This is a genomic window from Cytobacillus firmus, from assembly GCF_023612095.1.
Classification (GTDB): Bacteria; Bacillota; Bacilli; order Bacillales; family Cytobacillaceae; genus Cytobacillus.
Map to the genome: position 1 here is coordinate 2826261 of NZ_CP086235.1, position 22907 is coordinate 2849167.

Annotated in this window: 18 protein-coding genes and 1 pseudogene; 4 read left to right on the top strand and 15 right to left on the bottom strand. The window is 40.8% G+C overall.

Annotated features, from left to right (window positions below; genetic code table 11):
• Nucleotides 1-52: 52 nt before the first annotated feature.
• The 5 genes from LLY41_RS14255 to LLY41_RS14275 form a co-directional block, all read right to left on the bottom strand.
• Nucleotides 53-4513 (bottom strand): coiled-coil domain-containing protein, encoded by a 4461-nt coding sequence (locus LLY41_RS14255; protein ID WP_304585693.1) that lies wholly within the window; start codon nt 4511-4513, stop codon nt 53-55.
• Nucleotides 4491-5240, bottom strand: a complete 750-nt coding sequence (locus LLY41_RS14260; protein WP_304585694.1) for a DUF6063 family protein — start codon at nt 5238-5240, stop codon at nt 4491-4493. Before LLY41_RS14260 ends, LLY41_RS14255 begins: the two co-directional genes overlap by 23 nt.
• The gene (locus LLY41_RS14265; protein WP_304585695.1) at nt 5237-6748 is read right to left on the bottom strand and encodes a hypothetical protein; all 1512 of its coding nucleotides are present in this window, start codon (nt 6746-6748) and stop codon (nt 5237-5239) included. Before LLY41_RS14265 ends, LLY41_RS14260 begins: the two co-directional genes overlap by 4 nt.
• Nucleotides 6739-7812 carry a Wadjet anti-phage system protein JetD domain-containing protein gene (locus LLY41_RS14270; protein WP_304585696.1) on the bottom strand — a complete coding sequence of 358 codons (1074 nt, stop codon included), beginning with the start codon at nt 7810-7812 and terminating at the stop codon, nt 6739-6741. Before LLY41_RS14270 ends, LLY41_RS14265 begins: the two co-directional genes overlap by 10 nt.
• A gap of 241 nt (nt 7813-8053) precedes the next feature.
• Nucleotides 8054-8584 carry a cell wall hydrolase gene (locus LLY41_RS14275; protein ID WP_095242462.1) on the bottom strand — a complete coding sequence of 177 codons (531 nt, stop codon included), beginning with the start codon at nt 8582-8584 and terminating at the stop codon, nt 8054-8056.
• A 218-nt stretch (nt 8585-8802) separates the two neighbouring features.
• Here LLY41_RS14275 and LLY41_RS14280 point away from each other — a divergent pair, with 218 nt between their 5' ends.
• Nucleotides 8803-9306, top strand: coding sequence for a GNAT family N-acetyltransferase (locus tag LLY41_RS14280; protein WP_095242461.1), 504 nt, complete (start codon nt 8803-8805; stop codon nt 9304-9306).
• A 408-nt stretch (nt 9307-9714) separates the two neighbouring features.
• Here LLY41_RS14280 and nadR read toward each other — a convergent pair whose 3' ends face one another.
• The 5 genes from nadR to LLY41_RS14305 form a co-directional block, all read right to left on the bottom strand.
• Nucleotides 9715-10701: a multifunctional transcriptional regulator/nicotinamide-nucleotide adenylyltransferase/ribosylnicotinamide kinase NadR gene (gene nadR, locus LLY41_RS14285; RefSeq protein WP_370460342.1), complete on the bottom strand. Its 987-nt coding sequence runs from the start codon at nt 10699-10701 to the stop codon at nt 9715-9717.
• 35 nt (nt 10702-10736) lie between these two features.
• A complete protein-coding gene (gene pnuC / locus LLY41_RS14290) occupies nt 10737-11432 on the bottom strand; it encodes a nicotinamide riboside transporter PnuC (RefSeq protein WP_304585697.1) in 696 nt (231 codons plus the stop codon).
• A 31-nt stretch (nt 11433-11463) separates the two neighbouring features.
• A complete protein-coding gene (locus tag LLY41_RS14295; RefSeq protein WP_304585698.1) occupies nt 11464-12228 on the bottom strand; it encodes an NUDIX domain-containing protein in 765 nt (254 codons plus the stop codon).
• 285 nt (nt 12229-12513) lie between these two features.
• Nucleotides 12514-13488, bottom strand: a complete 975-nt coding sequence (locus tag LLY41_RS14300) for a bile acid:sodium symporter family protein (protein WP_304585699.1) — start codon at nt 13486-13488, stop codon at nt 12514-12516.
• Between the two features lie 4 nt (nt 13489-13492).
• On the bottom strand, nt 13493-14884 hold the full coding sequence (locus tag LLY41_RS14305; RefSeq protein ID WP_304585700.1) for an FAD-binding oxidoreductase: 1392 nt from the start codon (nt 14882-14884) through the stop codon (nt 13493-13495).
• Between the two features lie 198 nt (nt 14885-15082).
• Here LLY41_RS14305 and LLY41_RS14310 point away from each other — a divergent pair, with 198 nt between their 5' ends.
• Entirely contained in the window at nt 15083-15781 is a 699-nt protein-coding gene (locus LLY41_RS14310) for a FadR/GntR family transcriptional regulator (protein ID WP_095242453.1), read from the top strand.
• Nucleotides 15782-15798: 17 nt separating this feature from the next.
• On the opposite strand, the gene LLY41_RS14315 is transcribed toward LLY41_RS14310, so the two are convergent.
• Both LLY41_RS14315 and LLY41_RS14320 read right to left on the bottom strand, forming a co-directional pair.
• Nucleotides 15799-17850, bottom strand: coding sequence for a DUF4179 domain-containing protein (locus LLY41_RS14315; protein ID WP_286136692.1), 2052 nt, complete (start codon nt 17848-17850; stop codon nt 15799-15801).
• Nucleotides 17851-18007: 157 nt separating this feature from the next.
• The gene (locus LLY41_RS14320) at nt 18008-18919 is read right to left on the bottom strand and encodes an SDR family oxidoreductase (protein ID WP_095242451.1); all 912 of its coding nucleotides are present in this window, start codon (nt 18917-18919) and stop codon (nt 18008-18010) included.
• 95 nt (nt 18920-19014) lie between these two features.
• On the opposite strand from LLY41_RS14320, the pseudogene LLY41_RS14325 reads away from it, so the two are divergent.
• Nucleotides 19015-19982: pseudogene (locus tag LLY41_RS14325) on the top strand (helix-turn-helix transcriptional regulator).
• A gap of 494 nt (nt 19983-20476) precedes the next feature.
• On the top strand, nt 20477-20806 hold the full coding sequence (locus tag LLY41_RS14330; protein ID WP_095242449.1) for a hypothetical protein: 330 nt from the start codon (nt 20477-20479) through the stop codon (nt 20804-20806).
• 191 nt (nt 20807-20997) lie between these two features.
• Here LLY41_RS14330 and LLY41_RS14335 read toward each other — a convergent pair whose 3' ends face one another.
• From LLY41_RS14335 to LLY41_RS14345, 3 genes are all read right to left on the bottom strand, one after another.
• Nucleotides 20998-21492: a YehS family protein gene (locus LLY41_RS14335; RefSeq protein ID WP_095242448.1), complete on the bottom strand. Its 495-nt coding sequence runs from the start codon at nt 21490-21492 to the stop codon at nt 20998-21000.
• Between the two features lie 401 nt (nt 21493-21893).
• Nucleotides 21894-22541, bottom strand: a complete 648-nt coding sequence (locus tag LLY41_RS14340) for a hypothetical protein (protein ID WP_304585701.1) — start codon at nt 22539-22541, stop codon at nt 21894-21896.
• A gap of 171 nt (nt 22542-22712) precedes the next feature.
• Entirely contained in the window at nt 22713-22856 is a 144-nt protein-coding gene (locus LLY41_RS14345; RefSeq protein ID WP_304585702.1) for a hypothetical protein, read from the bottom strand.
• Between the last annotated feature and the right edge of the window lie 51 nt (nt 22857-22907).

Sequence of the window (22907 nt, forward strand, 5' to 3'; positions counted from 1 at the left end):
CAACCAAGTATTGCATAGTTTTTGTTAAATGGCAATATTTCATTCTTTTAATCTAATGAACAGCTTCCTCTCCCTGATAAATTCGAAACGCAGGTACAATCGTATCCGACACAATCTCTTTCCCTTTTTCCCGGATGAAATCCAATTTATAGTACGCATCAAACCTCTGGCTGATCTCTGTTTTCACCAATTCAGGCGGAGTGACGACGATGAATTGGAACTTCAGCTTATCGGCTACAGCGAAAATCGGGTCAAGCACATGGGCAGAAGCCGCTTGTCCAAACGGATTATCACAGACTAACGGAACCCAGCTTTGATCGGTTTCACTCTTAACAGAAAGAAGCATCATCATCATGACCATGCGGGCAGATAGCTTTTGACCGCCGCTGCCATCGGATTTTGTTTTTGAACCCTGGTTGATCGTCTGCCAGGTTGAATAATGCTCACGCTGCGGTTTTCCGTACATGAAGGCATTATCAGTACGCATGTTATAAACCAACAGTTCTGGGTAACGATTTCTGAGAGAGACAAATAAAATCTGCTCATCACTGATAAGCTGTTTAATTTCCTGATCAAGCTCCAGATTATTGTCATCAATCATCTCGAATCGCTTTGTAATTTTGTTAATGGCTGAAACAAAATGCTGTTTCAGTAAAGGTTCAACATCTTCCGCTTTTTTAGGCAGGATGTCTTCTTTGAGCTGGACAAGCGGGAAGGAACCCCATTCATTCTTCAGCTTCATTTTCGAAATCATCGAGCGAATCGCTTCTGAAATGCTCATCACCTTCATGCTGGCTCGGCTGGCCCAGAAGTTTTGCGCTTTTTCCGCCCGTTCTTTATCGCGTTCCAGCTGCTCTAAGCCGCTCTGTGAAAAGCGCTTCATGTTCTGAACGACACTTTGAATATGAGCATAATGCCTTGTATCCATATGATCAAGCGTAGTTAAGACTTCATTCTTAAAACGGATTTCCCAATCCTTGCCTTCAATAGCAAGCTTTAAATTTCTTAGTGACTGTTCAATCTTCGCATGCTTTTCTTGCCCTTCATCCTGAATAGCCTGATGTTTTTCACTCCAGGATAGGATGCTTTGCTTTCCTTGACTCTTTATTTTTGCTATATCCTCATCCGAAAAAGCTGCCGCTTCCTCTTTAAGAATGACGGATAAATGTAATTGATTGTTTTCAAACTCAGTTATGTTTTGTTCTGTCTCTTTTTTGTGCTCTTCCGTTTTCTTTATTTCTGCATTTGTCTGTTTGGTCTGGTCAGTAATTTCAACCGTCTTCACTTCCAGATCAAGGTCTTCCCATTCTTCAGGCTGCTTCTCATGCTTGGCCACTTTTTTAGAGGATTTTTTACGCTGATCCATTCCATGCTTTAAGGATGTTTCGGCAATGGTTACGGCCTTTTCCTGCTCACGCTCTTCTTTTTCTGCTGCTTTTGTTTCCTTTGCAGCTGTTTGAAGCATATTTTCCAAAATACTTATTGGTTCATCCGGTACAGAAGCATCTTTCCACTCTTCATTAAGAGCATGAAGTTTTTTCTCCAGCTTCTTTTGCTGCTTCTGTTCGGATTCTCGTGTCGCCTGAATCGCGAGCAGTTCACTGGCTTGTTCTTCTTTTGATTTTTGAAGCTGCTTAAGCTCCTCAATGCTGCCATTGATTTCTTCTAAAATATAGGGTGATAATCGCGGAACCTCCTCAGAAGCTTCTGTTTTCTCAGCGGCTGGAAAAGCAGCACCGTCAATAAAGAAGCTGATCTTCTTAATATTCTGCTCGGCTGACAGCTTCCATTCCAGATAGGTCTGGCTCCACTTTTCCTGAAGATCAGCGATGGTCTGAAGCTCATTACCCAGCTCATTCTGAAGCTTTTCGAAAGCTTCTTTTTGTTTCTCTTTTTCCTGCTTTACCCGTTTATTTTCCTGATGCATTGACTTTTCACGGTTAAATTCCGCTAAGGTTTCGGCATCTTTAGATAATTTTTCAATCTTTTTCTTCGTCTTTTCCAGCTGTTCTCTAAGTCCCAGCTGCAGTTCTTTTTCTTTTTCCTCCTGCATTATGATAGCCTGCAATTCCGTTTTCCTCGAAAGCAGCACTTCCTTTTCCTGAAGCAGTACTTTTTCGATATCACCGGCAAGTTCATGGGAAAGGAATCGGTCGATTTCTTTTATAATACGGCGCAGTGCTGTTTCTGTTTTTTCTAACTCTGCAAGTGTATCTTTCTTTTCTTCTATCTGTTTCGCAATCTGAATTTTCCAGTTTGTGAACTGATTTTTATCCGTCAGCAGCTCCTTCTCCGTCCCAGTGATCATCACGAAGGCATTCTGCTGATTTTCATCCGCCATATCTTCCCGCATAAAAATCGGGACAGGACTTTTATAAATCCTTCCGCTTAGGACCTGCTTATTGATCTTTTCCCATTGCGGCCTGCTGACTACTAAGCCGTACGGCAGAAGAGGATGAGAAAGCATGTGGCTCGCCATTTCATCCGGCTTTAAGGATTGGAGAAATTGGGATCCGTAAAATACGTCAATCCCCGTCTTTTCATCAATCCATTCCTTCAGTTCCTTCACATCATTATTGGCAATCCAGAAATGCTCATCATTCAAGGCATAATCCAGCTGCGTTTCCCAGAGCGCTTTCTTTAACTCTTCCCCTTGCTCGCGATTTTGAACGAGTAGCTCTTCCACTTCAATGGCATATTTTGATAAAAGAGCATTTGTGAATGGAGCTGTGACACCTTGAAGAACACCTTGGAGCTGATCGAACAGCTTTGTTTCTTTTTGCTTCTGCTCTTCACTTTTCTTTTTTAGCTCTTCACACTTTTCTTCTGAAAACTGAATGGATTGTGCGAGTGTACCATGGGAAGAAGCAAGCTGATTCTGCTTTTCATTTGATCTATTTTCTTTTGCCTGCAGATCTTCGAGTGCTGCTTCTTTGGTTTCTATCTGTTTATTTAGGTTTTCTACAAACCCAGTTAAATCATAGGTAATACGGTCACCGAATTCCTTGATAAGCTGTTCTTCTTTTGATTCAAATTCATGAATCTGGGTATAGAGAAAATCAATTTCCGTACGAAGCTGGGCAATTTCCTGGGTCTTTTGTTTATCCTGCTTAGACAGGTCGTTTGCTTTTTTCTTTAAAAACTTCTGATAACCGGAATATTGCTGAAGGGCTTCCCTAATGGCAGCAGAGGATTTCTCCCATTGCTGTGCCGCCTCTTTTTTGATTTCATCCATTCTTTGATTCACTTGCTCAAGGCCGCTGTTCTGCTCGAGCTTCTCAATTTGCTGGGAAAGCGCGCGAATGCTTTGTTCCCCTTCATGCCATTCTTTTAACAACAGCTGAAAAGCCAGCTCCGCTTTTCGCTCCTGCTTTTCATTCACCGATTCCTGCAGAACAATATGCTTCTTCTGCTCTTCCGCTAATTTCTTCTCCCAATCCAGCACTTCCCGGTGAGCTTTTGCATACTCAAGATTATCTTTCTGAAAACGCAGATCCACTTGCCTGCCTGTTAATTTTTCGATTTCCTTTTCCAGATCAATGAGTATTTCTTCTTCCGTTTTCTTCAAATGCTCCAAAGCGCCAAGCAGCTGTCTTCCGGCCTTAATGCTGTCCTCTACAATTTCCTTATGCCCGACACCCTTTGCCAGGCTCTCTTCAAAAGGAAGAATATCTTCCAGGAACTCTTTATGTGCCAGCTCTCTTTTCAGCAAAACAGGGAGGTCCTTTGCGATGCTTGCCTGACTCTTGAAAATCTCCACAAGATCGTTCTTCTGATGCTCCGTCCGGTGCAGAACCTGACTGACTGTAGGAATGATCCGCTTTTGGAACAGGGAATGATCATCTTCAGCACCTTCAAAGAATTTTCCGACGCCGCCTTCATCCTTATTAATGTCCTTCATAATATCCCAATCTTTTCGGTTAATCCCATATGTATCCAGAATTCGGTAGTGTTTCTTTGTATCCCGGTAAACATCGTACCCATTCCATTTTAAATAATCCTTCAGGCCTTCTGTTTCAGCCAGTTCTCCATCTTCATAGAGCGGAATATGTTCAAGAGATGCTTCTTCTTTTCGTTCAAACTCCCTTGTATAAAAGGTAATATTCGGGACAATTTTCGCTTCCTGTTCAAGAGGTTTGCTTTCTCCGCTCTCTTCATTCATTGAAATACGCTGGTCTGCTGAAAACATTCCGCCCGTCACTAAATGCCTGCTGTCAGCCCCGTCGAGCTCCCACTGTATGAGAACATGAAAGGTATAAGGAATAAACTGCTCTTTATTATTAAAAAAGAATTGCTGATAAAAGCGATTATTCTGCTTTCCCCATGCGGTACCCGGCTTAAGGATCTGAAATATGGTCTGCAGGAAAACACCTTTCCCTCCTCCATTCATCATGGAAATGAGGCCATTTGTAGAGGTTTCCTCATTATGAAAATTAAACGTGGTGTCCCTATACTGCTTTTGCATGCCATCATATTTCAGGCCGGCAATTCTAATTCGATGTATTTTCGGCATGCTGATCCTCCTCTGTTTTCATTAATTCCTTGAACATTTCATAACGGTCGTAGTCATGATACAGATATTCAATCCGTTCAAATAACTCCTGCTTTGGAATCGCCTTCGGTATATCCTCCCGATCCAGGATGACGATGAGTCCTTCTGTTTCCAAAAGACGCATAGCACTTGCAATCAAACCGATCCGCGTTCTGCGATTGGCTTTCCTGGCTCCGTAATCATCTGTGTCGACCTCCATGTATTTCCATGTCGTCACAACGTCTCTCATATCAATTTTTTCTTCTTCTCCGAAATCCGGCTTTGCTTTAAGCAGACTATCCCAATTCATGATGACATCATTCACTTGCCGTTCCAATGTATAAAAGCTGATCCCTTCGCGCTTCGTGCGGATCTTAGCCGCCTGATTGCGGTCGATGCCCGACAGGAATGCCATAATGACCACGCTCATCAGGTGAAAATGCTTTTTGGTTTCAACCTGTTTATGCCTGTCCTTCATATGTGTAAAATTCGTCGCAAAAACAGAGCCGGTCGGCTGTACAACGAGCTGAATCCTTTTCGGCGATTCAATGATAAAGGTCCCGGATTCGTCTGCCAGTAAAAGTACCGTCTGTCTTACATCAGGATCGAAATACGCCTGAAAGTGCTCGCTGTTTTCATCGATGACCTTGTCTTTTAATAGCGTGAAATAAACTGCTGATGCAGTCTTAATACTTTCTGCACTCATCATTTCTCCTCCTGAACAGAAATTTTAAACGGAGTAATTTTCATTTGATACCAGTGGAAAGGTTCCGCCCGATGATCAAACTCGGTATAAAGTTTCAATCCTTCAAACACCTGGAATTGCGGATACTCCTGCATAAGCTTATAAAGAAGAATTTCCCTCTCATCGCTCAAGCTCTCTTCCTTCCGGTGTAGCACCTGAACCTTCAGCGGCTTTTTATCAAACATCATCCATAAATCAATCGTTTCCGATTCTTCAAACCATAAATCCTGTACCTCAAGCGGCAATGTCGTTAAATCAGCCAGAGAAAACTCTCCGTATGTCTGCAAATATTGAAACACATAGCTCCAGGCCTTGATGACAGAATCCCAGTTCGTTACCCGCTGATGGGTAATGCTTTCGTCTTCCGGTTCTTCCTCCATCGTCTCTGTGAGCTGCTTTTCATCAAATTCCTGTTCTCCCCAGATCCAATCCAAGGGCAAAATAAATTCATTCTTTGGCGAAAACAAAGGGCCCAGTATCTTCTCAACTTGATCGAAGGAAGATACCCCCTCCTTCATGAACCAGTTTTCATAAATATGCTCCCGAAACGAAACAAGGCTCGTTTCCCAAAACAGCGAAGGGTTTTCCGCTTTTAATTTCATTTCATAGGATATATTCTGAATCACAAGCTTGGCAAAACGATCATGCAATTGTCTTGTATGGCCGATCTTTTCCTGCAGGAGGATCAACTCTCTTTGAATGTGATCATCTTCCTCGTTTCTTCGTTTTGTCTTCTCAATCATACTGCTGATGGTACGGAAGTGATTTTTCTCTTCTTCAAATTGCTTCTCAATTTCCGCACGGTTATCAGCTCTTTGCATTTCTTCTTCCATCAATAAGATTTTGGGATTATTGATCATTTCTTTTTGAAAGGAGAATTCTCTTGCCATTAAGCGGTTGACCCGTGAAATGAGGTGATCGAGGTTTCGGGTAGCTTTGCGGAAATTACCGTTTTTAATCAGCTGCATACTGTAGAGCTGTTCAATGGTGATCGAGAATTCCTCCGCCATTTCCCTGCTCATGAAAATCATTTCCTGTGAGATATCTGTGAGCTTGTAAACAATCGATCCGCCCATCTCCAGGTTTGTATATAATTCATCCATTGTCACATAGCGGAAAACCTGCGTCTCCCATGACTGCCTGATTTCATCATAATAAAGGGCTTCAAACGGCCTGCTGTACTCTTCTTTTCCTTGATAAAGAAGCCCGCTTGTAATTCGTTCAACCTGCTTCTCATCAGCCAATAGCTTCATTTGTTTAATCGAATCTTCCACCATATATTTGATATCCGATTTTCTCCGATGATCATCATCATTCAATTCTCTGTAAAAAATGGTGAGGAGCACCTGCATCAGAATCGTCTGGATATGAGGCTTCAGCTCTCCGACTTCCATTCCTCTTCCAAGCTCAAACAGCGGGTTTAAACGTTGCATCCGTTGGGCGAATCCTTCCCATGACTCGTTCACATCCATCTCCTCCATGTTTCAATTGTTAAGACTTCCTGAGGAATTCGTTTATTCTCCTGCCATAATTGCAATAAGAGTTCCTGCTCTTCTTCCGTAAACCACCGGAAGAACGCATCACGGTATTTAAGATTTAGAAGCTGTCCGGATTTCTGTTCATTTCTTTGATCCAGACATTCAAGCATTTTACGGTAAATCTTCAATGCAGGCTGAATGCAGCATTCCGGATACTTTTCAATCAGCCTGGTCATAATCCCGTAGCCAGCCGCATCAAGATCTCCTGCATAATAGAATAGATACGATTTAGCCGGAAAAATTTTAAAGAAGAACGAAAAGCTCCGTTCAATTTTCGTGCCTTCCCCATAGATTATCAGTTCCGGCTCGTAATCGAGCAAATCGCTTTCCAATAATTGAATGCTAGTATGAAAGAATGATAGATTCTCGACAATCAGCACTCGCTGAACATCTTTAATTTCTTTTCCCTGCTTCATCCAAAACACAAAAGGCTCGCCGTATTTCACCACTTTCAGCTGCTCTTCAGATACACAAATTCGCGCTAAAAAACCTTTTCCATCAGGAAAACTGACTACATCCTGCAGGAATTTTTCATGGCCGAACAGCTCCAGGCTTCTTTCCTCAAGTGAAACGATTTCCCGTTCGCCGCTGGATTGGAGAAAACCATATAAATTCATGATCCGGCTCCATTCCTCTTCTGTCTGCCATTCAGGGTGCCGTTCATAAAACGAAAAATCGAACCGATCACTTAACTTCATCATCTCCAGACGATCCCATTTGTCGGTGTGAGGTTTCACGTTCACCCAGAAATATAAAGGCAGAGTAGGTGTTTTCCCGTTATATTGATGGTTATGTATAGGTGTCAGCTGCCCTTCATCCTGCAATGATTGAATGGCTTCATAAAATAGCGAATAACCGTCCATTTCATAATAATCATCCAGCAATTTGCGCAGCTGAAATTCCAAATCATTTATGTTTAACTTCTTCTTTTGCTTCGGGTGCTGAATATCTTCAATGAAGCTTCTTACCCTTGTTTCGATGATGTTGATTTTGTTCACCTTCTTACTGCTTCTTTCAGTCTTTTAATGCCACGACATTTCACTTGGACATCATATTAATTATAAACTAGTTGAGGGATTGATGTAATGGGTTTACACCAGGGGCCAGGTACGAAGTATAACAAATAGGAGAGAAAAAGCGCTTTTCGTTTAAATTTAATTCGCCATATTCCTATCATTTCCTTTAGTTTAGTTCTTTCAGCTACAAAAAAAGCACGCAGCTTTTAAGCTGTACGCGCCTTTATATAGCAAATGCATGATTGCCTATTTTTTTCACAACTTCACGTGAAAAGATCCACTGACTTGTAGCTGTGTCAGGGTTATAAAAATATAGGAACTCTTCGTTTTGCTCCTTATCAATAAGAGCTGTCTCAACGGCCTGAACTGCTTCATTACTTGCCGGTTCATTGATTGAACCATTTTGAACAGGTTCAAAAGCGTTCTTCTGATAAATAACATCTTTGACTGTATCCGGGAATTGTTCGTGCTCGACACGATTCAGAACCACGTCAGCAACCGCTACTTTTCCTTCAAACGGCTCCCCTTCTGCTTCAGCCTGTACAAGACGTGCAAGCAGTTTTTTTTCTTCTTCTTTAATAAAACGATGATCCGTTGATGATGACTCCTTCACGTCAACCTCAACTTTTTTATATGTTAGTGTTTCTGCAGCTTTCTGATCCACTGTTTCAGCATCGAAATGATCAGCAGGAAACATACTATATGAACCCATAATGAGTGAAATAGCAGCAACAAATGTTACCAAATTTTTCATGTGTAAACCTCCTGTTTGTAGTTTTTAGGCAAAAACAGGCCACTTATAAGGCTAACAGGTTTACAGTGATAACTCATTAGTGAATCAATGGGAGAATTACCAGTCAAGAAATATGAAAATTCAATTTGCTCTATTATTATTTTAAGATGTATATTTGTTATAGCATGCTTCGAAAAATAAGGTTAACAGCATGGAAATTGATTGAGGTGTTAAAATAATTGAAAGTACTTGAAACAGACCGATTAATTCTTCGCTGGTTAACACCGGATGATGCAGCATTCATTCTCGAACTTTTAAATGAACCTGCATGGATTCGTTATATTGGCGATAAAGGTGTACGTACACTTGAGGATGCTAAGAATTATATTTTGACCGGACCCAAGAAAATGTATTCTCAATTTGGCTTTGGCCTTTTTCTAGTTGAGCGAAAGGAAGGAAGCATTCCTATTGGACTGTGCGGATTGATAAAACGGGATACTTTAGATAATGTTGATATTGGTTTTGCTTTTTTATCCAAATATCAAACGCAAGGTTATGGGTTTGAGTCAGCTTCTGCTACATTGAAATATGGTCATGAACAGCTGGATATGGAACGGATCCTGGCCATTACATCCCTAGACAATTATGCTTCCTCCAGGCTGCTTGAAAAGATCGGCATGAACTATGAAGGAACAATAACTTTGGATAAAGAAGAGCTTAAATTGTTTGCATCCGAAAAATAAGTTCTTGGTGTATCTTTTTCTATCTTTTAAAAATGCTCTTTTCGTATAAATTGTTGTTTTTCGCTTAACAATGTTGTCCGTTGATTTCCGCTCCAGGTTGCTCGCTTTCCACGGGGCGGGCAGTGAGCCTCTTCGACGCTGCGCGTCTGTGGGGTCTCACCTGTCCCGCTACTCCCGTAGGAGTCTCGCACCTTCCACTACAATCAACTCAGTAAATATAATATAAATAGCAACAAACTTTGCGAAAACAGCCTTTAAAAAAGATGTTTTTTTACAAGAAAATTCCTGATGAAGAGGAAAATATACACATGTATCTTCTTCATTAGGAAAACCATATTATTGAAGTTATACGAAATGAAATGGTTTCATTAGCTTTTAAAAAAATTATTTTTTTTGTCAAACACTCTCTCAAATTTTCAGCAGTTCTTCAATATGCCCTTTTGCACTCTGAAACCGTTCCTTGTAATCACCGCTCAGTATTTTATAATCAACATTATGATTTTTCAGCAATGTTTTTAAAGCCTGGTTGTTTTGGAGTCTTACCTCATTCTCTCCGTGAACCCGAAGTCCATCATCCACCCATTTCACATCAGGTTCCAGGTATAGCCACAGGTCATAATCCTGCAGGTTTGCAATTTCATCCAGTACTGCTTGATGTTCATCGTTGTAAAGGTTGGAATAGAATTGAGTCACAATTGCCTCCGTATCGATAAAAACAACTTTGTTTGCTTTTTCAATCGCCTTGATTTCTTCAAGCTTATGGCCATAGGCAATTTTGTGGTAATCTTCCTTAACCATAATCCCATCACAGCCGCCTAATTCTTCGCATACGGTTCGGCCATATTCCTCCACATAGGAAGTGTTGTAAATTTTAGCAAGATTTCTAGTCAAGGTAGATTTACCGCAGCTTTCAGTCCCTGCTACAACAACCTTTTTAACGAAATAAGGTTTTACAAAGTCAGGGATGTACTCCCAATGATGAAAAACGCCTTCATTACGGATTGCTGTTGCCGAAATATTCACATATCTACGATTGGGATCAATCAATTCGTGTTTGGCCTCTGGATAAAGTTCATTAAAAATATCGTTATATTCATACTCTGAACTAAATACATAATCAATGCGCTTTCCAATTGCCTTTTTTATATTACTAGCACCTTCTGCCCAATTGTAATTTTCATCCCCCTGATCGTCTTTTATGGAAATGACCTTCACATGCGGCATATCTTTAGTTAATTGACTGAGCCAGCGCAAACGGATATGCGGCGGAATATAAGCCATTTTAGAATGCTCGCACAATTGCCTGTCACGCAGTTCGCTATGGGACAGCACAACGTACAGTTCGTCAACGATGGATGAGGCCTGAACAATGGCATAGACATGGCCAAGATGCAGGGAAGAAACTTGCCTCCAATAAACCCGACTGTCATTTAAACCCCCTCCTTATTCTGTTTCACATATAGTTTCCGCCAGTTGATGTATCCATAAATACTGTTAACCAGGAAAGCAGTCCACATGACTAGCATCGAAAAGTCATTGCCGCCCTGTGTGATGAGAGCACCCGCCCAAAGGATAATGGATAATACATTTACAGAGATCCAGAGGATCCATTGCTCTGCAAATCTCTTTAGCATCAGTATTTGCGCAGTTATAGAAAGAACGTTTGTAGCGGAATCCGTCCAGACAAAATTACCCTCTAAATATCTTAGGAAAAACCCATATCCAATTGTAAGGACGGCGATAGATGCTAATGTATAGATCCAGCCTGTTTTCGTCAGGCTTTTAACTCTCACATCTTCCCCTTTAACATCCCGATTGGTTTTATGCTGCTTCCACAGATAAATACCAATAAATTGCACAGGAAAATAAAACAGGGCATTGAGCATGGCTTCTCCATAAAGACCATATCCATAAGCAATATAAGCATAAGTAAGGGTCTGAACGATGCCAAAGTAATAGTTGGCAATCTTCCCCTTTGCCACCAGCACCACACATAACATGCCGCTTATGGATGAAATCAGGCCAAGCAGTGAATCTGACCAGACAAAGAAAAGATAAATGTTGACCAATGTAAATATTATTAGCCATATTATTTCAAACCGGGTCCAGTTCTTAAAAATCCCCATGTGAATCTCTCCCCTTTGTTAATTTGGATTTTCACCCTTGAAGCTTATTTCTATATACGGACACAATCGGCTGGTAATCATTGAATCGATAAAGCTGAGCAGGTGTTTTAGAATAGCGGTTTGATTTCTTTGGCTTTCCGTCTTCTGATACCGCTTCAATAAATGGCAATGTCGGTGCTTTTCTGAAAAAGGCAGCATCAGTCGAGATCGATGGATCATCCAACACTGTCAATAAGACCCCCTGCAGTTCAGAAAGCACAAATTCATCAGGAAGAAAATGCTTGGCCAGTGTTGTCAGCGCCATATCTTTTTTAATAAACCAAAGTGCATCATCGATAATTGTCCGATGATCAAAAGCGAGCTCAAGTTCAAGAGCCTCTTCTAGAGTAAACAGCTTAACTTCAGATGCGTCATATGTTGTTTTCCGGGTCCTTAAGTCCGCTTCATTAGCAATAACATAATGCGCATTAGATATAATCCATCCCCGCTGATCCCGGCCGGGAGAATCGTAGACACCAAAATGCTTTATTTTCAGCCCCTCCACTCCGGTTTCCTCCGACAGCTTGCGCTCTGCAGCCTGCAGTGCTGACTCACCAGGACGTACAAACCCTCCCGGCAGCGCCCACTTTCCTGCTTCCATATTCGGATTTCCTTCCTGATCCAGTTCGCTTCGTCTGATTAGCATCATTTTCAACTCTTTTTTTGGAGGTTTATATTCTCCCGTTTGTTCTGAAGTAATAGTAAAAACGGCAATATCACTTGTATAGCCATCTGGTGTAATGAATTTGTTTTTCAATTTTTGTTCACCTCTTTTTTAATTAACAGTTTGTTAATTGTTAATTAAAATATATTCCAAAATTTTCTGTTAGTCAACACTATTTTTATTAAAATGCAAAAAAAGACTGCCCAATGATATGAGCAGCTTTTTAAAGTCTTAATTCTGATTTTTAACTACTTCCTGACCCGCATAAAATTGTTCCCGGTATACCTGCCCGCTCATACAGAAAATAGGCTACGCTGGATTTGCCCGCTATTATCAGTTCTTTTTCATGCAGATAAAAGCAGGCCCCAAATTACATTCCTACAATTTCACTTCAACAGGACGAACTGACGTCTCCTCTTCCCTTTCAACAGCAGGTTTCTTTGACCAATAAGTCGCCAGAATCGGCCCTGAAATGTTATGCCAGGCAGCAGCCAGAACGCTTGGCAGTGCTGCCAATGGACCAAAATGAGCGGTAGCAAGTGCAACGCCCAGACCTGAGTTCTGCATGCCAACTTCAATAGCAATTGCTCTTCGGTTTACTTCATCCTGACCAAGCACTTTTCCTGCAAAGTAGCCAAGCAGGAGTCCGAATCCATTGTGGAGCATGACAGCTGTAAAAATCAGAAGCCCTGATGCGGCAATGGTTGCTGAATTGCCTGAAACGACTGCAGCCACAATCGTGATAATTGCCGCTACTGAAATAAGCGGTAAAACAGTTAAGCTTTTTTCCACGGCTGACGGGAAGAATTTCTTGATAGCCAAACCAAGAACAATCGGTAGAATGATAACCTGGACAATAGACATAAACATGGCAACAGCATCAACCGGCATCCACTGTCCCGCAAGCAACAGGAGAAGCAGCGGTGTCATGATTGGCGCCAGTAAAGTTGAAACGGAAGTCATGGCGATGGACAATGGTACATTTCCCTTTGCCAGATACACCATAACGTTAGAGGCCGTTCCCCCTGGTACACATCCGAGCAAAACAAGTCCGGCTGCCAATTCTGCCGGCAAATTCAAAAGTTTCGCAATGATGAAAGCGACAAGCGGCATGATAATGAACTGTGCACAAACACCGATTAACACAGGCAGAGGTTTCGTAAAGATGATTTTAAAATCGACTGCCTTCAGTGTAAGTCCCATTCCAAACATGACGACCCCGAGAAGGATGGTGATATAGCCTCCCAAACCTAAAAATGGGTCTGGAAACATAAAAGCAATAACCGATGTTAAGATAACCCACACCGCAAAATATTTTCCTGCAATGGTACTGACCGCTTCTAATACCTTCATATCATCATGCTCCTTCTTTTGTCTTTAAGATTTTATTTGGGTTGAAAAGATTATCTGGATCAAGGGCATGTTTGATTTTTTCCATAACCTGAAGCGCCTGACCATGTTCTTCTTGCTGATACTTCTGCTTGCCTATCCCTACACCATGCTCACCCGTACAGGTACCGCCCCGTTCGAGAGCATAGAGAACAATTTGTTCATTGAACTTTTCTGCTTTTGCCACCTCTTCGGGATTACTCATATCAATCATCAGGAGTGTATGGTAATTTCCGTCCCCCACATGTCCGACGATTCCTCCAGGAAGTCCCAGAGTATCGACCGCTTCCCTCGCATGGCTGATAGCGCCAGAAAGTTCTGAAATCGGCAAACAAACATCCGTCACCATCATTTTCTTTCCTGGATGGCCATGGATATAGGCATAAGCAAGGTTATGTCTGGCCTCCCACAAGCGATTTCTTGCTGCATTATCAGTTTCAAATTCTATATCGAGACAATGATGGTCTTCAACAATTTCTCTTGTAAATGCGACATCCTGCTTCAAGCCGGCTTCATTGCCGTGAAACTCCAAAAAGAGTGTTGGGCTTTCGTTATAGTTTGTTTCACTGAACAGGTTTACCTGCTTCATGGATGGTTCATCCACAAGCTCCACCCTCGCAATCGGAACACCTGCCTGTAATATGGAAACAACCGCTTCAACCGCATCGTTCAATGATGGAAAAGAAGCTCTTGCTGCCATCACGTGCTCCGGAATTCCATAAACTCTTAATGTCAATTCCGTAAAGCAGCCAAGCGTCCCCTCTGAACCAACGAATAAACCATTCAAATGGTATCCGGATGAGGATTTAGCAGCTAAATTACCTGTATGTATGATCAACCCATCAGCAAGTACCACTTCAAGATCACGCACCTGATCACGCATGACTCCATATTTTACAGAAGTAGTTCCGCTGGCATTCGTTGCTGCCATTCCGCCAAGCGTAGCATCCGCTCCCGGATCCACAGAGAAAAACAATCCATACTTTTTTAATTCCTTGTTGAGCTGTGTGCGGGTCACACCAGGCTGCACCCTAACAAGAAAGTCATTCTCACGTACTTCGAGAACTTTATTCATAAGCGAAAAATCAATCGTAATTCCATGTTCGTACGGTATCACATGCCCCTCAAGACTGGATCCCAGTCCAAAAGGAACAATTGGAACTTTGTATTTGTTTGCCAGCTTCACAATTTCACTGACCTGCTGGGCGGTTTCCGGAAAAACAACCAGGTCAGGAAGACTCTCCATATGGTATGATTCATCCCTGCCATGTAATTCTCTTACTGTCTGATTTTCTGTCACCTGCTGCCCAGTAAGAAACTCTCTTAAAGCCTGCAGGAGGGTCATACTCGCTGTTTCCATCTCTACTCCTTCTTTCTTATTCGAGGAATTTGGTCAAACCAATGTCATAATTGGTCCAACAAGTTAAATTAATTATACTAACTTATCAGAAAAATTCAATTATTTATTTTATTATTTTTATAGTATTGATTAATAGATTTTAGGTCTGTTACATTTAGGAAAGTAAGAGAGGCCTATTTTGAAAAGAGGGTACGGGGAATGACAGAGAAAAAAAAGACCTATCTGCTTTTAGCAGATAAATTGATAGAATGCTATTTGGGAGGAAATCTTAAACCAGGTGAACGGCTGCCTTCAGAAAGAGAATTGGCAGTTCAATTCAATGTCAGCCGGACAACCATCAGAGAAGCCCTCAGAACCCTGGAACTGAACGGGCTCATCGATATCCGCCAGGGAGGCGGAAGCTACGTTAAAGTCTCTGATATCCAATCAAGCAAAGAAGTGATCCTCACAGCTGTCAAAGCAGAAAACCCGCTGGTATATGAAATGCTTGAACTGAGGCGTGCACTGGAAGCTGAATCCTCCTTCCTTGCAGCCAAAAGAGCCACCCCGGCAGACCTGGAAAAGCTGCGTATTGCTTTACATAATATGGCGCTGTCCATAAAAGATCCCGAGTTAGGGTTAAAAGCAGATCTGGACTTTCACGTCGGAATTGCCGAGGCCACCCATAACTCGATTTTCATTGAATTGATCCATACCCTCAAAGGACATATGGAAGAAACCATTAGAGCTACCCAGAATCATCGGTTTAAGGATCTGTCCCGTTACGAGGATACCATCGAGGAGCATAAGGAAATTTATCTGGCTATTGCTTCTGGAAATGGGGATAAAGCAAAGGAATTGATGGAGGGGCATATTACGAAAATCAGGGCGGAACTGGTGGAGTCGATGATTTTATAAAAACAAGCAGGCACCAATCAGGTACCTGCTTCTATCAGCTCAGTTTCCAGCTCTATTTCATCATCTAAATATTTCGTCGTGCTATACCCATAAATCTCCAGTGATTTAGGAGTCACTTTCTTGCCATGTATCTGTGTACTTTGAACAGTAAAGAAGTGGCGGGGCTGCTCAATTTCTTCGTATATTTTTGGCGTAATCTTTTTCATATCATACTCTTTTCCATTTTGATCTATAATAATTCCTTCATGATCCATCTCCATTGAGAAATCATCACCTTCTTCAGTCACCAAATTGTAATGAAGTGATTCATACGCCCGATTCTTAATTTCGTAATTGCTGAAAACAACAGTAGCAGACTGACCCATTTCCACCTTATCTATTGAAATGGTACTGCCCGCATATTCAAAGGTTTGCGGATATTCCTTCGAAGCATTAAGGGCAATCGTTTTATTGTCTACAATTGACAAATAAACACTATCGAATCGAACTTTGACTTCATCGGTTTCTTTTTCAAATAGTGGTTTAAAATGCGCCTGGAACTTGCTCCATCTTAAATCAGGCTGTGCATGCACGTATGAGTTCCCGTATAAATCAGCTTCAGCTACTTTTTTGTTAATTTCCAGATTTTTAAAATTGATCATGTCAATCCGCTTCTCCGGCTGTTCATTTTTGAGCCCATATTGCAGAATTGTTCCTGTTGGAGCAAGGATTAGTTTATCAATCAAGACTGCTATCCCCTCAATTTCAACTTCTTCATTCAATGCATACTCGATGGAGGGACTTTTTGTAACAGGAATGTCAAAGTTCCACTTCCCTTCTTCCGGTTCCATATTCACAAATGAATCTGAAGAGTTTCGTTTTAATTTCATAATCTTATTAATATTGAGCTGAATGGTGGCTTCATTTTCTTTCAGCGGCCTCAGACTCATTTTCCCATGATAAATGTTCTTTTCCTTTTTATTAAGATCTGACTCCATTTCTGGCGGTATATACATAGGATAGGTATTTGCCGCCATTATTTTCATTTCGTCCTCAATAAAAATGCCATCATCAATGTTAATCATATATTGATTGTTCTCATTGGCATCTTCTATTTCATAAAAAATAAGAGTTTGAATCTCATCAGCAATTACACTCTTAATCTTTATTTTAACCCCATTGCTTTCAGCTTCCAGCCCGAGCCTTTCACCTAAATCCTCCTGGAGAAAAATGCGCAGCTCCTGATTTTCTTCTGTCAATGAGAAATAGACTTTCGAAAAAATCCCGGTGAAAAAACCTGTGCACATGAAGAAGACGAGGACACTTGCTGAAATAAGTCCAATTCTTTTACGCTTAGTCTTTTTTTGTTTAAGGAGATTTTCCCTTTGTGAGACTCGTTCTTTTACGTTTTCTATGAAACCTGCAGGTATGCTGAATGTCTCAATGGTTTCAGAGAAGTTCAAGATGGTTTCCTGCAGAGATGCCAGATCATCCTGGCAGTTATGGCAATGATAGATATGCATTTCAAAATCGATTTTCCGCGGCCGTTCCAGTTTTCTTTCCAGGTAATTTACATAAAGCTTTTGGTATTCATTGCAGCCCTGATAGTCCTCTCCATTTCCCAATCCTTTTCTGAGCAATTGGAACCCTGAAAATAAAAACCCCTTTATCTGTTCAGATGACAATTGAAGAAGCTGTGCGGTTTCCTCTCTGGAGATTCCTTTTATATAGGTTAAGACCAGCACCTCTCTTTCCTGCTCTTTTAACTGCTGCAGTGCATGAAATACACTTTCCTCTGAAGCTATTAAACTATTTTCAATAGAAAGCTCCCTGCAGATACGAATAAAAATAGATAAAACCCGCAGTTCAAATGATGTGCTGTTCTTAAACTTCGGCAGCTCCTTATGCACCTGTAAAATGGCACGATAAAATAGCTCCTCAATTTTAAGTTGGTTCCCCAGATAGGACCAGCCGAGTATATAGAGGGATCGCTGATGCTGATCGAACCATTCAACAATGGATTCTATTTCTTTTACACTTATCGTCAAGGGTAAAACAGGTTTATTTTTTGCTGGGATGATCAAGAGCATTCTCCCCTCAATGTACCTAATTATTTGTATATTTGATTTTATTATAACGATTAAAGTGATATTATTCACCAAAATTTGGATAACTAAATCTTGTTCCCTTAAACAAATAAAAAACTCCTTTTGCAGAGTTCTGCAAAGGAGTTTTTACAATGAAAAGCTATCTATATCCTTCAGCATTGGCCGGTTTCCCCGCCTCCTGGACCTCAACCAGATATCTGAAAGCCTCCGGCTGAGAACCATCCAGATCATGAAAATGATACATTTTCGCCAGCTCCCCGCTTGAAAATGATCCGCCGTTCAGCCGATTTTTATCAGGATCTTTTGCAATGGCACTAATTGCCCGTCCTATATACCTTGGTGTTTCAGATATCACAAAATGAGGCTCTTTTTCGGCAGCATCCTTCCAATTCTCCTCTGTGACCCCAAACACCTCGAGCATGATTTCTGAACGCATCCATCCGGGTGAAACAGCAACCGCGGTGCAGTCAAAAGGCGAAAGCTCGTGGGCCAATGCCTTGGCCATACGGATGACAGAGCTTTTGGCCAAGTCATAATAAAGAGACACCCGGTAGCGATGTTGGTTGTACTCTTCTGTTCCGTCTGTTACTTCGACTACTAATCCCCCTTTGTTTTTGATTAAAAGCGGAAGGGCATAATGACTTGTGATAATATGAGTATCAATCGCCAGACGAAGCATTCTCATTCCCTTCTCCATGGAATGCTCCCAGACAGGAATGTCCCATTCAATCAAATTTTCGCCTCCCCATATATCATTAACGAGGATATCCAGCCTGCCTTGTTCTCTCTCAATCTTTTCAATCAATGATTGCACCTGATTCGGTATGAGATGATCCACTTGAACAGCTATTCCAGTTCCACCCAGCTCATTGACCAATTCAGCCGTTTCTTCAATGGTTTCCTTGCGTCCATATTCCGACGTCTGTTTTCGTGTTGTACGGCCTGTAATATACACTGTCGCACCTGCAGCTCCGAGTTCCATGGCGATGCCGCGGCCAGCTCCCCGTGTTCCGCCGGCTACCAGCGCTACCTTCCCTTTTAATGAATTCATTCCGATCTGCCTCCTTTTATGTTATATCTATACTATAATCATTAATGTTGACATCTAATGTCATATTTAAAACTTTTTTAGCAGGGGTGAACAGATTGCGTGCAGACAGACTCATTGCGATCGTATTATTGCTTCAAAATAACGAAAGAATGACCTCAAGGGAATTGGCAAAAGAGTTAGAGGTAACGGAGCGGACTATACACCGGGATATGGAAGCCTTAAGTGCCGCTGGCATCCCTGTTCTGGCTGAACGTGGAAAATTCGGCGGCTGGAAACTGCTTGAGAATTACAGAACAAATCTTACCGGGTTAAAAGCAGCAGAAATCAAGGCATTGCTTCTCTCCCCTCCTCCCAGCACCTTGCAGACCTCGGCATCAGCAATAATTGGAAAGAAGCACGACAAAAACTTCTGGCGGCCATTCCTGCTCCACTGAAAGAGGATGTGAAAGACATTTCCAACCGGATTCATATCGATACCGGCACGTGGAGGCAAACACCACGGGAAATGAAGTCCTTTGGAATCGTACAGCAGGCCGTTTGGGAGGAGAAAAAACTTCAGATTCAATACGAAAAAGCAGATAAACAAACAAGCGAAAGAATAGTTGAGCCGTTAGGACTGGTTGCCAAAGGGAACACTTGGTATCTAATAGCTGGGTCTGATGAAATGATAAAAACCTACCGTGTTTCAAGAATAATTGATGCCGAGGTGATTAATGAGAATTTCAGCTGGCCGAATGACTTTGATCTCGCAGACTATTGGCAGGAATTGAAGCAAAGATTTATTAGCAGCCTGCCTAAATTTGAGGTGGAAGCGGAGATTTCACCAGCCATTCTTCAGCGGATTAATTTTACCGGGCGATTTGTTCAAGTACTTCACACGGATTCGCCTAAGGAAAATGGATGGATTCCTGTAACCCTTAGCTTTGATACCGAACAAGAGGCTAGAGAGTATATACTAGGGTTCGGTAATCAGATAAAGATTGTACACCCGGTTTTCCTAAGGAAAAGTGTGAGGGAGATGGCTGAAGGTGTTGTTGATTTGTATAAGGAAAATGGGGAATAGCTGAAAAGATATCTCCAGACTACTAGCGACTAGGATCCCATACCCCAAAACCGAGACTCCATTATTTCTGAGGCTCGGTTTTTTTAAAGATGCATTACCTCTCAGAACTAAACGAATTATCCCAGACGGATTCAGCACCATTGCTCCCGCTAAGAAAGCCAATTACATTTTTGAATATTGCTTTATATACCGAGGAAATCGTTCACATAATTGTTGATAATTTTTTAAAATTCAAAATTTAAATGATGCGAAATGTGGTATTATTTTCTCTGAAGATAATCCAATCGAAAAATCGCTACTCGAATCTCCTTAAACTCCACTCAAACCTCCCAGTTAAAACAGTGATCCTTAAATCCCTTGGTCAAAATCATCTCTCATACTACTATCTCAATCATAATTTCCTATAAATATATACATGTGAAAGGAGTGGTTTGCCATGTAAACTAACCCACAGCACCATTAATAACAATTTGAATTTGAAGGAGGAATATTAAATGGGTCATGATATATATGGCTGGAATAAAGCAAGGGAAGAAATAGCTTATGCCCGTTTTAGCATGGGGAATAGCAATGCCATGCTGCTGTACGGTTTACTTGATGCAAATCAGTTCTATGCGGGAGTTAGTGGATCAGGTAAGAGTTCGAATTTCTCGTTACAACAATTTGAAAAGGCTTTGAATGAATATAACAAACTTTTTAATACTAATGCTTCACTGATTGAAAGTGAGTGTACATCTTGGGATCAAAAACAGATCCTGCATTTTATCCAAAACTGTTTGGCAACAGCACAGAAAGAAAAAAGTGTGGAAGTGTATTTTGGCTAGTGTTTTATAAAATGAAATAAGGAATTTCCTCTAAGCCCAATCTTGTGGTCATCCACCCAATTCATCCTCAGTCTTTAACTTAATAACTATTTCTCTAGATGCCTAGAGCATTTTTCTCAGACTGGCTCGCATTATTCCAAAACCGGGCCGTAATCATTTCTTTGGCCCGGTTATTATTAAATTGCTTTACCTTATCCCCTATACTTGATCGTTAGTCCTTTTAAGAAGTTTCTGGCAAAATTGTCTAAGCAAACTTTATAATTTTTATGACCTTCTTTTCTTAAAAAGGCCCCGAGCTCACCTTTTGATACGTTTAATCCAGCTTTTTTGAATATATCTAACATGTCCTCTGTTGTTAAGGACAAAGCGATTTTGATTTTCTTTAAAAGGATATTGTTTATGTTTGAATAATTTTCAATGGTCGGTTCTGGCGTATTTGTTTGACCTGGTTTCGGCTCCTGTCTACCTCTTTTATAGATAATAAAGCCATTAAAAAAAGAATTTAACATACTATTTGTCAATATTATTTGGCTGTCATTTTCTTCTTCATCATCAGACTTTTTGAGAATCCTTACCACCTCTGGTACTGACACTTCAGTTCCTCCAAGTTTAAAGATCTCTGCCATTTCACTATTTTTGATTTCTAACGCATATCTCAATCGAATTAATATATCATTATTATCCATGAATTAATTTCCTCCTAATTTAATGCTCTTTGCTGCTTAACTATTTTCAGTCTATCATCACTATAGCCTCACAATACATAGAAACAGAAACAATTATCCTCTGATTGCCTAAAAAGAATATATGAATGGCACAAAAAAGCCGCACAGCATTCCACTATGCGGAAATCATATATATAGTTGGCGGGACCGCCTGGGAATCGAACCCAGCTAACCTGGCACGCAGGTCACAAGCGGTTTTGAAGACCGTGGGGGGCTGGGATGGATAACAAATCCTTATATATCAAGGGCTCCCAACGTATAATTCATATAGGTCCTAACGTACTTCCTATTCGTTTACACGTACAATTATAGTACAAATTTTGGAAGTAGACAAGTAAGAAAGCATCCGGAAAGGATGCCTGTTAGATAGAAGATACTTTTTTAAACTTTTCAATGAGTCTATTTTCATGTTCATACTCTATTACTTCCGTTAATTTATCTACGACACCCTTTAATTCATCAAGATCATCAGGTTCAAAGGAAAATATATTCTTCCTCGCCTTATCCACAAACACTTTAATCTCATTATAGAATTCCCAATCGACCGATGAGGAGATTTCTAGTAGTTCATTAAATTTAGGGACAATATATTTCACAATTGCTTCATCGATTTTTTTGGGATCATCTTTTATATTATTTTCATTCCATCCATAACTTCTTGAAGATAACATTCTATCTAAATGATATATTACCTTTTTAACGGAATATAATTTATTTAATTTCAAACCTATATTTTCCTTGAAATTCTCCTTTTCTTGATGCTCAATTGTTTTTCTAATTCCTTTAAATGATCCTTCGACTGATATCTTTACACCTATTAAGGTTAATGTCCCTGATACTACACCACCAATAATGGCGCCCCAAAATGTCCCTAGCGAACTAATCCAGGTTTTTTCATCACCTGCTACCGGGAAAATATTCACAAACATTAAGCAATTTATAATAACAGGAAAAAGAATAGCAATTAAAGAAATATATACAATAAATTTAACTATTGTTTTTTTATCCATATAAAAATCTCCTTTCACTTTATTATTCGACAAAAGGAGACTTTTTCCTGCAAAGTTCTATTCAATAACAATTTTCTCGCGTGTAATCTGATACTCTTCCGCTGCTTCTGCATTGTAGTCTTCTAATGCCGCCTGAGTAGCTACCTCTTTGTCGTAACTGATGCCTCTGCTTCAATAATCCGCTTCCTCTGATCCGACAGAAATGTAAACCCTATGAGCGCTATCCCACATTAACGTATAATTAACTTCGACATTGTTGTTTAACCTGTTTGGAAAATTGTAAATTTTAAACTCCTTATCGTCTTTAACAGCCATTATGACCCCTCCCTTCTCTTATAAAATTCAGCAAAATTTGATAAAGCCCTA